The organism is Paenarthrobacter sp. NPDC057355 (genome assembly GCF_042667405.1).
Lineage (GTDB): Bacteria > Actinomycetota > Actinomycetes > Actinomycetales > Micrococcaceae > Arthrobacter.
Genome location: NZ_JBHVAL010000014.1, coordinates 24,789 through 38,971, shown reverse-complemented (window position 1 = coordinate 38,971; position 14,183 = coordinate 24,789). Strand labels below are relative to the sequence as shown.

General features: G+C 59.2%; 12 protein-coding genes. 7 read left to right on the top strand and 5 right to left on the bottom strand.

Annotation, left to right across the window (positions count from 1 at the left end):
* Position 1: 1 nt before the first annotated feature.
* The 5 genes from ACFUOZ_RS15100 to ACFUOZ_RS15080 all read right to left on the bottom strand — a co-directional run bounded on the left by ACFUOZ_RS15100 (position 2) and on the right by ACFUOZ_RS15080 (position 5,499).
* Positions 2–1,105 carry a Gfo/Idh/MocA family protein gene (locus ACFUOZ_RS15100; RefSeq protein ID WP_377549542.1) on the bottom strand — a complete coding sequence of 368 codons (1,104 nt, stop codon included), beginning with the start codon at positions 1,103–1,105 and terminating at the stop codon, positions 2–4.
* A 44-nt stretch (positions 1,106–1,149) separates the two neighbouring features.
* Positions 1,150–2,049 carry a carbohydrate ABC transporter permease gene (locus tag ACFUOZ_RS15095; protein WP_377549540.1) on the bottom strand — a complete coding sequence of 300 codons (900 nt, stop codon included), beginning with the start codon at positions 2,047–2,049 and terminating at the stop codon, positions 1,150–1,152.
* Entirely contained in the window at positions 2,046–2,993 is a 948-nt protein-coding gene (locus ACFUOZ_RS15090; RefSeq protein WP_377549538.1) for a carbohydrate ABC transporter permease, read from the bottom strand. The genes ACFUOZ_RS15095 and ACFUOZ_RS15090 overlap by 4 nt, the downstream gene beginning before the upstream one ends.
* Positions 2,994–2,995: 2 nt before the next feature.
* The gene (locus ACFUOZ_RS15085; protein ID WP_377549536.1) at positions 2,996–4,303 is read right to left on the bottom strand and encodes an ABC transporter substrate-binding protein; all 1,308 of its coding nucleotides are present in this window, start codon (positions 4,301–4,303) and stop codon (positions 2,996–2,998) included.
* 200 nt (positions 4,304–4,503) lie between these two features.
* Positions 4,504–5,499: a LacI family DNA-binding transcriptional regulator gene (locus ACFUOZ_RS15080; RefSeq protein WP_377549534.1), complete on the bottom strand. Its 996-nt coding sequence runs from the start codon at positions 5,497–5,499 to the stop codon at positions 4,504–4,506.
* Between the two features lie 330 nt (positions 5,500–5,829).
* Between ACFUOZ_RS15080 and ACFUOZ_RS15075 the strand changes: the two genes are divergently transcribed.
* The 7 genes from ACFUOZ_RS15075 (at position 5,830) to ACFUOZ_RS15045 (ending at position 14,142) form a co-directional block, all read left to right on the top strand.
* Positions 5,830–7,278 carry a hypothetical protein gene (locus ACFUOZ_RS15075; RefSeq protein WP_377549532.1) on the top strand — a complete coding sequence of 483 codons (1,449 nt, stop codon included), beginning with the start codon at positions 5,830–5,832 and terminating at the stop codon, positions 7,276–7,278.
* Between the two features lie 132 nt (positions 7,279–7,410).
* Positions 7,411–9,285 carry a P-loop NTPase fold protein gene (locus ACFUOZ_RS15070; RefSeq protein WP_377549530.1) on the top strand — a complete coding sequence of 625 codons (1,875 nt, stop codon included), beginning with the start codon at positions 7,411–7,413 and terminating at the stop codon, positions 9,283–9,285.
* Positions 9,272–10,087: a Qat anti-phage system associated protein QatB gene (qatB, locus tag ACFUOZ_RS15065; protein ID WP_377549528.1), complete on the top strand. Its 816-nt coding sequence runs from the start codon at positions 9,272–9,274 to the stop codon at positions 10,085–10,087. The genes ACFUOZ_RS15070 and qatB overlap by 14 nt, the downstream gene beginning before the upstream one ends.
* Positions 10,088–10,197: 110 nt before the next feature.
* Positions 10,198–11,361 (top strand): Qat anti-phage system QueC-like protein QatC, encoded by a 1,164-nt coding sequence (gene qatC, locus ACFUOZ_RS15060; RefSeq protein WP_377549526.1) that lies wholly within the window; start codon positions 10,198–10,200, stop codon positions 11,359–11,361.
* Positions 11,358–12,089: a Qat anti-phage system TatD family nuclease QatD gene (qatD, locus tag ACFUOZ_RS15055; protein ID WP_377549524.1), complete on the top strand. Its 732-nt coding sequence runs from the start codon at positions 11,358–11,360 to the stop codon at positions 12,087–12,089. Before qatC ends, qatD begins: the two co-directional genes overlap by 4 nt.
* Before the next feature lie 315 nt (positions 12,090–12,404).
* A complete protein-coding gene (locus ACFUOZ_RS15050) occupies positions 12,405–13,208 on the top strand; it encodes a hydroxypyruvate isomerase family protein (protein ID WP_377549522.1) in 804 nt (267 codons plus the stop codon).
* 55 nt (positions 13,209–13,263) lie between these two features.
* Positions 13,264–14,142, top strand: coding sequence for a 2-hydroxy-3-oxopropionate reductase (locus tag ACFUOZ_RS15045; RefSeq protein WP_377549520.1), 879 nt, complete (start codon positions 13,264–13,266; stop codon positions 14,140–14,142).
* The last annotated feature ends 41 nt before the right edge of the window (positions 14,143–14,183 follow it).

Below are 14,183 nucleotides of genomic sequence, written 5' to 3'. Positions count from 1 at the left end.
GTCAGAGGCTCACTTCTCGTTGTTCAAGGGCGGATTTGTAGCAGGCATCGAGCACCAGCGCACGGCTGAGGGCGAGCGATCCGTCGTGGCTTCCCCACACGGTCTCGCCGCCGCGCACGGCAGCAACAAAATCGTCGACGACGGCCTGGTGCGCCTTTCCGGGTTCGGCCACCACCTCGAAGTCGGCATTCTCGCCATCCTTCTCGGTGAAGATGTGCACATCCGCGACGGGGTTCTCGGAGGCGCCCACCGAGCGCAGGTCCGCACCGCCGTCGGTCCCGTAAACCGTGAAGTCCATCAGGTCGCGCTCGTCGCGGTACGCGGCCCAACCCGCTTCGAGGATCAAAGTGCCGCCACCTTCCAGCCGGATGAACGCGGAGGCGAAGTCCTCCACTTCAAACTTATGGCTGGAGTTCGACGCCGTATACCGTGCGTTGCCGCCGAGGCCGCGCGGACCAAGTTCGGAGTGTGTCGAGGCGGAAACTGCCAGGACCTTCGGCTCGCCAAGCAGGTGCAGCGCGTAGTCCAGCACGTGCACGCCGATGTCAGCCAGCGGACCACCACCGGCAAGCTCAGGGTTCGTGAACCAGCTGCCGAGCATCGGAATGCCCTGGCGACGAAGCCACGACGCCTTGGCGTAGTACGGACGGCCGAGAGTGCCGTCGTCGATCACTTTCTTGAGCGCCTGGATGTCGCCGCGGCGGCGGTGGTTGAACGCGACGTCCAGGACGCGTCCAGCCTTGCGGGCGGCTTCGACCATCGCTTGGCCTTCGACGGCGTTGCGCGCGATCGGCTTCTCGCTCAGCACATGCAGTCCGCGCTCAAGCGAAGCAATGGCGATGGGCGCGTGCAGGAAGGTGGGCACCGCGATGCTGACGGCGTCGAGGTCTTCGAGCTCGATCATGTCCTCCCAGCGGGGGAACGCGTGCGGAATGGTGTACTCGTCCTTCAGCTGGGCGAGGAGTTCCGGCTCCATGCCCGCGACGGCGACAATTTCGACGCCGTCGATGTTGCTGTACGCCTTGAGGTGCTGCTGGCCGGCCCAACCGATGCCAACAACTCCCACCTTGAGGGTTGCGGATGGGGCCTGCTGCTGAATGCTCACTGTGTTCCTGTTCTTTCTGGGTTTCTTGATGGTTTTGGAGGTGCTTAGCCCTTGACCGCGCCTGCAGTCATACCGGAGACAATCCGCTTCTGGCACAGCAGCACCAGGATCACCAGCGGCACGGTGATGATCACCGAGGCCGCGCTGATGGTGCCGAGGGGTTGGTCGAACTCGCTGGTTCCGCTGAAGAACGCGATCGCCACCGGGACGGGTCGGGCTTCCGGCGAGGTGGTCAGCGTGACGGCCAGGAGGAATTCGTTCCAGACCGAGATGAACACCAGGATTGCCGTGGTTGCCAGGCCCGGGACCGCGAGGGGAAGGATCACCTTGCGGAACGCGGTGAACGGTGTGGCACCGTCCATGTACGCGGACTCCTCGAGTTCCCGCGGGATCTCCTTGAAGAACGACGTCAGGGTGTAGATCGCCAGCGGCAACGCGAACGTCAGCTTCGGGATGATGAGGCCCAGCAATGTGTCGTAAAGCCCGATTTCGCGCGAGATGGAGAACATCGGAGCCGCGATCGCGATGGCCGGGAACGTGGTCACCGAGAGGATCAGCGTCAGGGTCATCGCCTTGCGGCGCATCTTCAGCCGCGCCAGCGCATACGCTGCGAAGGACGCGAACACCAGCGCCACCGTTGTAGTCACGACGGCGATGATCACCGAGTTGCGCAGCGCCAGGAGGAACTCGGGGTTCTGGAAGACGACTGCGTAGTTCTCGAAGGTCGGTTGGCTCGGGAAAAGCTCGCCCTTGGACAGGCTCGCGCCCTTCTTAAGGGAGGTGTTGACCAGCCAGTAGAACGGGATGAGCGAGAAGCCCATGACGGCCACCACGAACACCCACACCAAAGGATGGAGTTTCGCCTCCCCCCTGAGCCGGCGCCTGGGTGCCTTCCGCGCGGTGCCGGGTGCCGGCGTCGTGCGTTCTGCAGTCAGCGTGCTCATTGCTCCTCCTTCGCGACGTCGCGGATGTTGCCGCCGCCGAAGCGGATGTAGATGACCGAGACCACCATGACGGTGAGGAAGGTCAGGATGGAGAGGGCCGAGCCTTCGCCAACGAGCCGGTTTTCGCGGAGTTCGCCGTAGGCCAGCATGGACATCGATTCGGTGCCGTTGGCGCCGCGGGTGAGGACGAACGGGAGGTCGAAGACGCGGAGGGCGTCCATGGTGCGGAAGATCGCGGCGAGGACGATTGCCGGACGCAACAGTGGCAGCGTGATGTGGAGGAAGGTCTGCCACTTGCTGGCGCCGTCGAGTTCGGCGGCCTCGTATGTTTCGGCGGAGATGACCTGCAGGCCGGCCAGGATGATGAGTGCCGCGAACGGTGTGGTTTTCCAGACGTCGGCCATAACGATCACGGCCATTGCGTAGCCGTGCTCGCCGAGCCAGACGACGTCGCCGCCCGGCAGTCCCAGCGCGGAGAGGACGTTGGTGACCAGGCCGAGGTTGGGTTGGAACATCGTTTGCCAGGTGATGGCGCTGATCACCGTGATGATCGCGTACGGCAGCAGGACCACGGTGCGCAGGACCGCGCGGCCCTTGAATGCGAGGTTGAGCAGCAACGCCATGGCCGTGCCGAGGATCAACTCCAGGGTGACCGAGAGGCCCGCGAAGAGGAAGGTCTGGCCGAACGCGGCCCACCACTCTTGGCTGGCGAGGGCGTTGATGTAGTTTTCCAGGCCGACAAAGCGGGAGAGCCCTGCGGTGCGGACGCTGTACTGGTTCAGGGAGAGCCAGAGCGCGTAGCCGATCGGGACCGCCGCCACCAGTGCCATCAGGATCAGCGAAGGTGCCGTCATGCGGAGGGCGAGACGGCGTTCGGCGCGGTCGCGGGCGTTTGTCTTAGGCGCCCTTGGTGGGCTTTCCGGCTGGAGGGTTTTGGTAGCCATACTTAGAAGCTCGCCTTGGCGGTGGTGATTTCGTCGGCCATCTTCTTCACAGCGTCCTCGGTGGAGGCGGTGCCGGAGAGCACGGCGTAGACGTTCTTGTAGATGGCCTGCGAGATCTGCGGGTAGACCGGGGAGATCGGGCGCGGCTTGGCACCCTTCACGGAGGCGAGGAGTTCGGTAGCGAACGGCATCTTGGCGAGCACGGCCGGGTCCGAGTAGGCAGCCTCATTCACCGGGGCCTGCGAGTAGTCCATGGCCACGTGCTTCTGCCAATCCGGCGTCGTGGCGAAATCGATGAAGGCAACCGCTCCGGCCTGATTGGTGGAGTGGGCCGAGATCGCGAGGTTCCAGCCGCCGAGCACACCCGAAGCCTTGCCGCCTTCCCATGCCGGGAGCGGCGCGACGCCGAAGGTGGACGCCAGCGGAGTCGCGTTCAGCAGGCGGTAAACATGCGGCCAGTTGCGCTGGTATCCGAAGTTGCCGGACTCGTAGGCGAGGCGGGCCGGGTCCTCGTTGTAGGTGAGGACGGCGCGGTCGGCTGAACCCTTCTTGAGGCCTTCGGTCATGAAGTTGAGGACGTCGCGGGTCTCCTGGGAGTCGATCTTGACGTTGCCCTGGTCATCCAGGACTTCGCCGCCCGCGCTGTAGAGCATTTCGAGGAAGTTCACCGTGAGGCCCTCGTACTGCTTGCCCTGGTAGACGAACCCGTTGCCCGGAGCCTTGGCGGCCTCGGTGTAGAGCTGCTGCCAGGTCTCCGGCTTGGCTACCTTGTCCTTCTGGTAGTAGATCAGGCCGGCGTTGGTGAAGAACGGCGAGGCCCAGTACTTGTCCTGGTACTTGGTGGTTTCCACAGTGGAGGGAATGAGCCGGTCCTTGTTGGCCTCCACCAGCTTGGTCTGGTCCAGCAGCCAGCCCTGGGATGCGAACTCGGAGGTCCAGATGACGTCCGAGAGGAAGATGTCGCACTCGGTGGACTTGCCCTCGAGGCGCTGCACAATCTGCGTGCGGGCCTCGTCCGTGGTGGCGCCGATCTCGGTGTACTTTGCCGTGACCTTGCCGTTGGCCTTTGTGAACGCTTCCGCCGTGCCCTTGTAGATGCCGCTCGCGTCCTTCACGCCGCAGATGTTCACGGCACCGCTGGCATTAGCGCCCGACGACGGATCGGCAGCTGCCGCTTGTTCCGCACCTTGGGGAGCTGCTCCCCCGCCGCACGCGCTGAGGAGGAGGGCTGTGGCTAGGGCGGTGGCGGCGAGGGCTTTCCGGTTTGTGGCTTTGTTCTGGAGCGGAAGAGCAGGTCGGTTCAAGTCCACGAGTGGCTCCTTTGGTGACTGTGGGGATGGGTGGCTCGGGGTTCGCTTTGGCTCTTGCGTGCCCTGAGCCTGGCTTCATTGCCGGGTGTTGTGCTGAGTGGTGGAATCGATTCCAAATGATGCTTTGAAAAAAGGCCTTGCGGCCCGTGGAATCGATTCCAAAGTAGTTTGGCAGTGGTTGCTCGTGGCTGTCAACCCTTTTATTTGGTGGAGTCCCTGATGACGAGTTGGTGCGGGAAGAAGGTCCGACCCTTGCGGTGCGCGCCCTCTACGGTCATCCGTTCCAAGAGTTCAGCGAACGCCGCTTGGCCCATCTCGTACGCCGGCTGCCTGACCGTGGTCAGCTCCGGGACGCACATTTCTGCTTGGGCAGAGTCATCGAATCCGGCGACCGCGACGTCCTGCGGGACTCTTAGCCCAGCATCCGTGAGCTCGCGGACACACCCGGCGGCGACGACGTCGGTCCCGCAGAAGACGGCGTCGGGGAGGTCTTTGGCTTCCAAGAGTTTCTTGGTGAGATGGCGTCCGGCGTGGAAGCCGAAGTTGCCTTCACCCAGGAGGACCCGATCCGGCTGTAGGCCCGCCTCTTTGAGCGCTTGGCGGAAGCCTTCTTCCCTGAGCCGGCCAGAACGGGCACCTCTGTGGGCGAGCATTGCCAGCTTCTTTGCACCTGTGTCGATCAGGTGTTTGGTGATGTCGTAGCCTGCCTGGCGGTCATCTATGGACACCCCGAAAGCTGCCTCGGCGTCGACGATTTCACAGACCTGGATGACACTGAGTTGCTCGGCGACAGTGTCGACGTCCTCGTCCGGCATGGTTGGGGAGAAAATCACGAGCCCGTCCACTGAACCGTTGCGGAGCATGTCCACGAGTTGCTGTTCGCGGTCCCGGTCTCCGTCGGTGGCAGCGATGAGGCTGACGTAGCCGTTGTCTGCTGCTGCGTCCCCTACTCCACGGAAAACTTCGCTGATCACGAGGGAGTCCAGGTTCTTGGCGAGGGCGAGGACGCGCATGGTGCGGTCTCTTCTTAGGTCCCGCGCTGAGGCCAGCGGCCTGTAGCTGAGCTCCTTGATGGCGGCGTTGACTTTTTCCTTGGCCGACGCGCTGACAGATGAGCTCCCGTTGAGGACGCGCGAGACCGTCCCCACGGACACACCCGCAGTCCTGGCGACGTCCTGAACTGTCGCTCGTGCCATTCGTTGTCCTTCCGGGCGCAGTGACGATGACCCTGCCGCCATATCTCCCCGCGCCGTTCAACGGTTTTGAGCCTAGCCCTCGCGTGGAACTATGCACTGGGCCTCCCAGACACCATGATGGCCAGCCGGCGCTACTCATCTTTTCACAGTTGCCCCAGAATAAGACGTGCCACACAGCGCCCTTGACTCGAGGACATCATGCATCGGGATTACAGCGACATCCTCCCAAAGTCTTCCGCTGATCGGCATGTCCCACTCCGGGTGGCCCAACGTCCGTAACAGGAGTTCGATTTCCGCATTGCAGCAGCCTTGGCACTATAGTGACGCAGCATGGTCACCTTTTCAGAATTCAGACACGCAGTTAGGCGCTATGCGCCCTCGGAACTCCTGCCGGCGTTGGCCGCAAGAAGTTCAAAAATTGCCAGCAAAAGGCTCTACACGAATAGCCTAACCACCGAAGAACAACAGCGGATCCTGGCTTATGCGGCCATCGCACGGATTAGCATGCTATACGGCAATGAGTTCCGCAACAGCAGCGTTGACGAATCTGTGATCATAAAACTCGTTAACTACTTCTGGGAAGCCGAGGACGCTGCCCATGATCCGGAAATCGACATCTGGGCACTAGTCTCTGCTTTTATGTATGAGCAGTTTACTCTGCAGGGAACATCGCGAGACGAGCTTATCCGCAGCTATCTGATGCTCTGTGAAACTAGTGTTGACGAGGCTCTGGCGATGCCCAATGCCGATGACTGGAAAGAGCTCCTCGGCGCATCAATCAACGAGGCCTTCAGCGCTGCTTTCATGTTTTACGTAGTGGCTATAAATGGCAATGGCGTAATTGACGGAAGCTTTATTGATAGTCAGGCTTACACCCGGCTGGAAAAGGGTGTATCACGAGAGTCAGCGTATAAGACGTTAACGTTATTGACTGCCTCCATTGAAGAGGTGAAGTTGGACGCTGCCGCAGCAGCCGCAAGATCCCAAGTCCCTGCATCTCTAGAGAGATTCTCGTACAACCCCCTGTCTCGAACACCAATTATTGAACTCACACCCGGTACACGAATTGCGCCACAGCCTGAGTTCATACTACATACCATGAGTCCGGAGAATCTCTACTATCGTGGAATGCGCCAGTGGGCAGATCGACAGTTTGGGAAAGCCTACGGAGCCCGAGTGGAGGCCTATACGGGCATGCAGCTCATGCATTCAGGAAAATTTACAGTGGAGAGGGAGTTTAAGTACCAAAAATCAGGCAGTGAAGCACGATCCTCCGACTGGTTTCTCATAACTCCGTCAGCTACATTTATCATAGAATGCAAATCGGCACGCATGAGCCTGCTTGCAAAAGCGGGATCGCAGTCATTTCCAACGGTATTTGAGGAGCATATAACAAAAGCTTATAAGCAACTCGATGAGAATGCCAAGCAAATAAAAAATGGCAATCCGAGCTTCGCACATATTCCCCGCGATAAACCCCTGATAGGGCTTGTAGTGGCCGCAGAACCATTATATAGCGCTAATGACCCTAGCATTCGTGAGCTTCTTCCGGACACAGACATTCCCATTCTTACAGTTACACTTCGTGATATTGAGTTGATCTCTACACTCGATCCGGACGATTTAGGTCGCGCGTTATCAAATATTGCCAATGATGCGACAGAGCCGGGCTGGAATATAGCGGCCGCCGTTTTGAGCGTGCTAGGCATTGAGGGCTTTCCGAAAAACCGCCTAATGGAAGAAGCCTTCGACCGCGTATTCTTGCCAACGCTGGACTGAGCACCCTGGCCAGAGTTGTCACCACTTTACAACTTGGTGCAGGTGCAGAGAGCGCGTGTCCGGTGAGATGCGGGAAACATGCCTTACAGTTTGTGTTCATAGAAGAGTTGCGCTTTGGGGGAGGGGTACCACATGTGGCCAGATAACGAAACCGATCGAGACTTTCTCAACTTCGAAGGACTCGCCGACACCATTGCCCAAATGATCATTCAGGCCGAGGGTCGACCGATATCCGTGGGGATTTCGGGCGCCTGGGGTGTCGGTAAGTCCTCGATGATCAAGCTAACGAAATGCTCTTTGACGCGCGCCGGGAACACGGGCGACCGGAAGAAGTTTGTGTTTGTCGATTTCAACGCTTGGCTCTATCAAGGTTACGACGATGCTCGTGCAGCTCTATTGGACGTGATCGCTTCTGCCCTTGTGGAGGAGGCAAAAAATCAAGAGTCGGGAATGGACAAGGTTACCGACTTTCTGAAGCGCGTGCGGTGGTTGCGTCTGGCGAAATTGGTGGCTTTGCCAGTCGCAGCATTAGCACTCGGCATCCCGCCAAGTGGCCTGGCGGGCCAAGCCACCGACCTTATCGGTCGGGCCGCCAGTGGGACAATAGGGTCGGAGCAGCTCGAGACCGCAGATGGCATGATGAGGGATGTCGGCCGCGAATCATCTGCGCTAATTCGCCCGAAAGAGGACTCTTCCCCTCCTAAAGAAATTCAAGCCCTGCGGGACTCATTTGAGGCGGCACTAGAAGAACTGAATGTCACGTTGGTCGTTTTGATCGATGATCTTGATCGGTGTTTACCGGAAACAACGATCTCGACTCTTGAAGCTATTCGATTGTTTCTTTTTCTAAAAAATACGGCCTTTGTGATCGCGGCCGATGATGAGATGATTAAGTATGCAGTAAGGAAACACTTTGGAGGCTTGGGGGATGAGAGCCTTGTTATCAACTACTTTGACAAGCTAATTCAGATACCTGTCCGAGTTCCCACTCTTGGAACCCACGAAGTACGAGCGTATATGACTATGCTCTACGTCGAAAATAGCGGACTCTCTGAACCTCGCAAAGAGGCTATCCGCGACGGAGTCGCAAAGCAACTCCGTGCATCATGGCAAGGCAGTCGCGTCGACCGAAAGTTTATTGAATCAATTGATGATCAGCTGCCGGCGGACCTCATTGCCCGGCTAGACTCTGCTGAGCGGCTCTCATCCTTAATGACTACATCGGCTGGAATCGTTGGTAATCCAAGGTTAGTTAAACGATTCCTGAATGCTGTTTCCATCCGTATGACCATATCAAAGGCCCAAGGCGTCGGCGTTGACGAAGCGGTCCTCGTAAAATTGTTGCTTTTTGAACGCCTCGCGCCCACAGGTGCTTACACAGCACTGACTTCGTCTGTCAGTTCTAGCCCTAACGGCGAGCCCTCGATATTGGCGGAATGGGAGCAGGCGCTGGCCTCTGGCAAAGATCCCTCCTTGCCTGATCCTTGGGATGCTCCGTTCATACGGGAATGGCTTCAGCTATCCCCGCCTCTGGCGGACACCGACCTGCGCGGCGCGCTGTATGTCAGTCGTGAGCACGCGCCTCTAGAAATCTCAAGCGGGCGGCTCTCCGCCGACGGAAGTCGTATTCTCACGGCCGTCCTTGCCAACCCAGACATGGCTGAGGCCCTTAAGGAGGATTTCAAGGCCCTACCACCGACGGACCTATCTGAAATTCTGGATAGGCTTCTTGTGGTCGCACAGAAGGAGCAGGAATGGGGCACTCCGCCGGTGCTTTCAGCTTGTATTGCAGTCGTTGACGTGGATCCCAGTCAGGGACGACGACTGGCAGGCTTCCTGGTTGAACGCCCGCCTGGACAAATCCGCGCTGGGCTGATCCCCCGAATAGACGGATATCCCTGGGCCAGAGAAATCTTCGACCACTGGGCTACATCCGCTGTAAGCAGTCCCGTCAAGAACGCCATCAAAGCCGCCAACAAGAACAGTGCGGCTAATGGGAACCTCTAAGAGCAGTACCGGGCCCAGCGCGCACGTCCCATTGGTGCCGCCGTGGGCAGACGAGGTCGGATCGAGTACTCCGGACGGAGCCTCACAGCAGCCCCTTTTCGACGCTGACATCAGCACGTTGACGTCTCCGATCGCACCAGCCAGACGGTTCGGTCCTGCGCGGAGAAATTTCGGCAACTTCGCCCGTTTGGGGAACTCGACCGATTTACGCCGTGGTCTAGCTTACTACGTCTCTACAGGCTACGGCGGAAGTAAGACCTTTACACGGCGGATGGGAGGCACCGCGGCCACAGGCGGGCGCCTAGGGGCGCTGCTAGCCTCTGGTCAGACAGCGGACGGGACAACTCTGCATGATCTGACGTTGGCCCGGGGCTCCGACGCAAACGCCGTAATGGATGCCATCGTCACAGCTGTTCGCCCTGAAGACGGAACACAAGACGGGGAAGCCTCGCGACGGTCAGTTCGAGAAGCACTCTCAGACCTACTCGACCGTTTCCCCGATGCAGACCTCTTCAAGCTGGATGATGTCCAACGCTCCTTCGTCATCGAACGCTACGCGGCCCTAGATGTGTATCAACGGTTTTTCCTTGACATGGGCAAGGTTGTCATTGCGGCGGCGGGTAACACGCCGTCGGGCTTAGGACGGCTAAGGGAGATACGGGAGTTCATTGCTCAGTCAGTGGCTGCAAGTTTTCGACGGATCCGAGGCGAGAAGGGCACCGCAACCAGTGCCAATATCGCGGAGCTAACTCAACACGCACTTGCACAAACATTCAGCATCTTCGAGGAGTATCTCGATTGAAATATTTTTGTGGCCCATTAACTGCGCTAACTTCGGCGCCATCCCAGGCACAGCGCGTACTTCTATACGGGAAAGAGTCGGGGAAGGTAAATGCAAGTGCTGGAGCCACTGTGGTCGAACGGATTCGCCGTCGTGGACTTGAGCCTGCTGCCGAAGCGTGGGACTTTTTGTCGTTAGCGCTTGCCGCCGTGACCGTTGATGGGATTGATCGGAGGAATTTAAGCGCTGACGGATGGACACGTCAGCTACACCTCTCAGTTGCAGCAACTGATCCTGACCGCTGGAGCGGTGTCGGACCAGAGATAGATCGCGCCCTATCCTTCCTCACGACAGACATGTGGTCAGTTTCCTTTATGCCTGGGGGGTGCCTGCCTCCCCGTCCACGCAAGCATGCTTCTGTGGAAGCCGACACGGTCGCTCTGCTTTCGGGTGGGCTCGACAGCTTGATTGGAGCAATCGATCTGGCCGCGAGTGGTTCAACCATATTCGGAGTCAGCCAAACTGTACGTGGCGATAATAGTCGGCAAAGACTATTCGCAAAGCGAATAGGTCAGGGCCTCCAACTCATTCAATTGAATCACAATGCCAGCACTCGCCGCCGACAAAAGGAAACATCGCAACGGTCGCGCTCCATAGTCTTCCTAGCATTTGCGGTACTGGTCGCAAGTAGCCTTGATAAATATAAGGCCGGAGAAACCATTCCCATCTATATTTGCGAGAATGGTTTTATTGCAGTCAATCCACCTCTAACTCCGGCGAGAATTGGGAGTTTGAGCACCAGAACGGCCCACCCGAATTTTCTCTATCAGATACAACAGGTTTTGGATAGAGTCGGGCTACGAGTAAAGATTACAAACCCCTATATAGAAAAAACAAAAGGGGAAATGATGCTTCAATGCAGCGATCAACAAATTCTAGAGGAGTTTGCCTCTATATCGACCAGTTGCGGTCGATTCCAACGATTCAACTACACCCATTGCGGCAGATGCGTTCCGTGCCAGATCAGACGTGCGTCATTCCTTGCCTGGGGTAGGCTTGACAAGACCACGTACCACTTTGAAGACCTCAGCATTGCAGACAGCGACTACGCGATGTTCGACGACGTTCAAGCCGTGAAAATAGCAATAGAAGCAGCCAGAACAGACGGCCTGGACCGCTGGATCGGAAACGCACTCAACTCACCTAACATTGACAACGTTTCGGCCCTCCGCGCGATGCTGGGAAGAGGGCTACGTGAACTGGGTGAGCTCCATGACAGCCTCCGGATCCCGTGATCGATTTTCATTGTCATCTCGATCTCTACCCCAATCCTGTTGCCATCGCTGACGAGGCTAAGAGGCGCAATATTGGGGTCCTATCGGTAACAACCACCCCCTCAGCTTGGCGTGGCACCTCCAATTTGGCTGTTGGCAATCCTGCGATACGTACGGCCCTTGGACTCCATCCCCAACTTGCTTCTGAACGAAGGCACGAGTTGCCACTGTTCCAGGATCTACTTTCCTCGACCGATTTCGTAGGCGAGGTGGGGCTTGACGGCTCTCCCGAACATCACGAGAGCAGAAATGATCAACGTTTTGTATTTCGGGAGATACTACGAGCTTGCGAGCGGGCAGGCGGCAAAGTGGTCAGCGTTCATAGCCGGCGGGCGGCCTCCGCTGTAATGGATCAGCTAGAGCAACATCCCCGGTCTGGAACACCGATTCTCCATTGGTTCTCTGGCACCCAACCCGAGCTCCGCCGGGCCATTGCTCGGGAATGCTGGTTCAGCGTGGGACCGTCCATGCTTGCTGGGTCAAAGGGCCGAGGTCTTGTCTCTGCCATGCCCCGAAACCGAGTGCTATTGGAGTCCGACGGACCCTTCACCGGTCGTAATGGACGCCCACTGGCGCCATGGGATGCCGCACTGGCGATCGACACAATCTCGCATGTATGGAACCTGCCCCCTGATGTAGTTGCCGCCGTGGTCCAAAATAACGAGCGCTCACTACTCCGCCACTTGTAACCTTGAGGCAGGAAGTGCCGGGGCAGCAGATTCCTTCTAATCGAACACACCCGGCTCAGGTCCACTTTGATTGCCAAGTACTAGCGACCGGACAACACGCACCTTCATTTTGGTTCGATCGAACGAAGCGTGGACCCTTTTGGTATCCCAAACCCCCACCACCCCACCCACCCCCTTGACTCGCACCCCCACCTTCCCTAAACTTTTCATAAAGCAGAATCTAAATTCCACAAAGCGGAAACTGAGGCCAAGCACCAAGGCCAAGACGAAGCACACGGGAAGATAGATCAAAGCCCCTCCTCGGAAGGACCTACGATGACGTACACAGTGAACTGCTCCATCCTCCTGACGGAGCTGCCCTTGCTCGAGCGCCCCGCCGCCGCGAAGGCAGCCGGTTTTGACGCCGTCGAGTTCTGGTGGCCCTTCGCCACTTCGGTCCCCACCGACAAAGAGACCACAGAGTTTGAAACAGCCATCACGGACGCCGGCGTTCAGCTCACGGGCCTGAACTTCAACGCCGGCAACATGCCCGGCGGCGACCGCGGCCTGGTTTCCTGGAAGGGACGTTGCTCTGAGTTCAAGGACAACATCGACGTCGTCGCCGGCATCGGTGAGCGCCTCGGCTGCAAGGCCTTCAACGCCCTCTACGGCAACCGCCAGGACGAGTTCACCCCTGAAGAGCAGGACGAACTCGCCGCCAAGAACCTCGCCGCGGCAGCTGCCGGCGTCGCACGTATTGGCGGAACTGTCCTCCTCGAGCCGGTGAGCGGCGCACCCAAGTACCCGCTCCTCACCGCCGAAGACGCGCTGAAGGTCATCGCCCGCGTCAAGGCGGAATCCGGTGCACAGAACATCAAGCTCCTCGCCGACTTCTACCACCTGGCAGTCAACGGCGACGACGTCGAATCCGTCATCGAGAACCACGCCAAGGACTTCGGCCACATCCAGATCGCCGACAACCCCGGCCGCGGCGCTCCCGGCACCGGCAACCTCCCCCTCGGCGAGTGGATCGCCCGCAGCCGCGAACTCGGCTACGAGGGCTACATCGGTTTGGAATACAAGGAACCGCAGGAGACGGCATTCAGCTGGGCCATCCGCCAGCGCGCCAACGCCAACTAAGCACCCGGCTCAACAAGCACACCTGAGCTAAAAAGACTTAAGAAAGAGAACCACAATGAGCAACGTTGCAGTCATCGGCCTAGGAATCATGGGCCTCCCCATGGCCATCAACCTCGTCAAGGCCGGCCACACGGTCACCGGTTTCAACCGCAGCCAGGACAAGATCGACAAGCTCGTCTCCGAGGGCGGCCAGGGCGCCAGCTCCATCGCCGACGCAGTCAAGGACGCCGACGTCGTCATCACCATGGTCCCGGACTCCCCCGATGTTGAGGGTGTAGTCAGCGGCAAGGACGGCGTCTTCGCCAACGCGAAGAAGGGCACCCTTTGGATCGACGCATCCAGCATCCGCCCCGACGTCGCCAAGCGCCTCTCGGAAGAAGCAGTAGAAGCTGGCATCCGCCCGCTCGATGCCCCCGTGAGCGGCGGCGAACAGGGCGCCATCGACGCCGTCCTGTCCATCATGGTCGGCGGCGACGAAGCAGACTTCGAGGCAGCACAGGATGTCCTCAACGCAGTGGGCAAGACCATCGTCCACGTCGGCCCGTCCGGCTCCGGCCAGACCGTCAAGGCAGCCAACCAGCTCATCGTCGCCGTCAACATCCAGGTCCTCGGCGAGGCCATCGCCTTCCTTGAGGCCTACGGCGTAGACACCGACGCAGCACTGAAGGTCCTCGGCGGCGGCCTGGCCGGCTCCAAGGTCCTGGACCAGAAGGGCCAGAAGATGCTCGACCGCAACTTCGACCCCGGCTTCCGCCTCGCCCTCCACCACAAGGACCTGGGCATCGTCACCTCCGCAGCCCGCGAAGCCAACGTCGCCGTCCCGCTCGGCGCCGTCGTTGCACAGCTCGTCGCCGCAACCGTCAACCAGGGCGACGGCGGACTCGACCACTCGGGCCTCTTCAAGCAGGTCCTCCAGCTCAGCGGCCGGAAGTAAGCCACTCAGCACCAAAGAGTTTTTGTACACCTAACGCCCGG

What these genes read in the sequence shown, in the direction of transcription:
- ACFUOZ_RS15095 (WP_377549540.1), bottom strand. Translation starts at nt 2,049, where the DNA reads ATGAGCACGCTGACTGCAGAACGCACGACGCCGGCACCCGGCACCGCG.
- ACFUOZ_RS15090 (WP_377549538.1), bottom strand. Translation starts at nt 2,993, where the DNA reads ATGGCTACCAAAACCCTCCAGCCGGAAAGCCCACCAAGGGCGCCTAAG.
- ACFUOZ_RS15080 (WP_377549534.1), bottom strand. Translation starts at nt 5,499, where the DNA reads ATGGCACGAGCGACAGTTCAGGACGTCGCCAGGACTGCGGGTGTGTCC.
- ACFUOZ_RS15075 (WP_377549532.1), top strand. Translation starts at nt 5,830, where the DNA reads ATGGTCACCTTTTCAGAATTCAGACACGCAGTTAGGCGCTATGCGCCC.
- ACFUOZ_RS15070 (WP_377549530.1), top strand. Translation starts at nt 7,411, where the DNA reads ATGTGGCCAGATAACGAAACCGATCGAGACTTTCTCAACTTCGAAGGA.
- qatB (WP_377549528.1), top strand. Translation starts at nt 9,272, where the DNA reads ATGGGAACCTCTAAGAGCAGTACCGGGCCCAGCGCGCACGTCCCATTG.
- ACFUOZ_RS15050 (WP_377549522.1), top strand. Translation starts at nt 12,405, where the DNA reads ATGACGTACACAGTGAACTGCTCCATCCTCCTGACGGAGCTGCCCTTG.
- ACFUOZ_RS15045 (WP_377549520.1), top strand. Translation starts at nt 13,264, where the DNA reads ATGAGCAACGTTGCAGTCATCGGCCTAGGAATCATGGGCCTCCCCATG.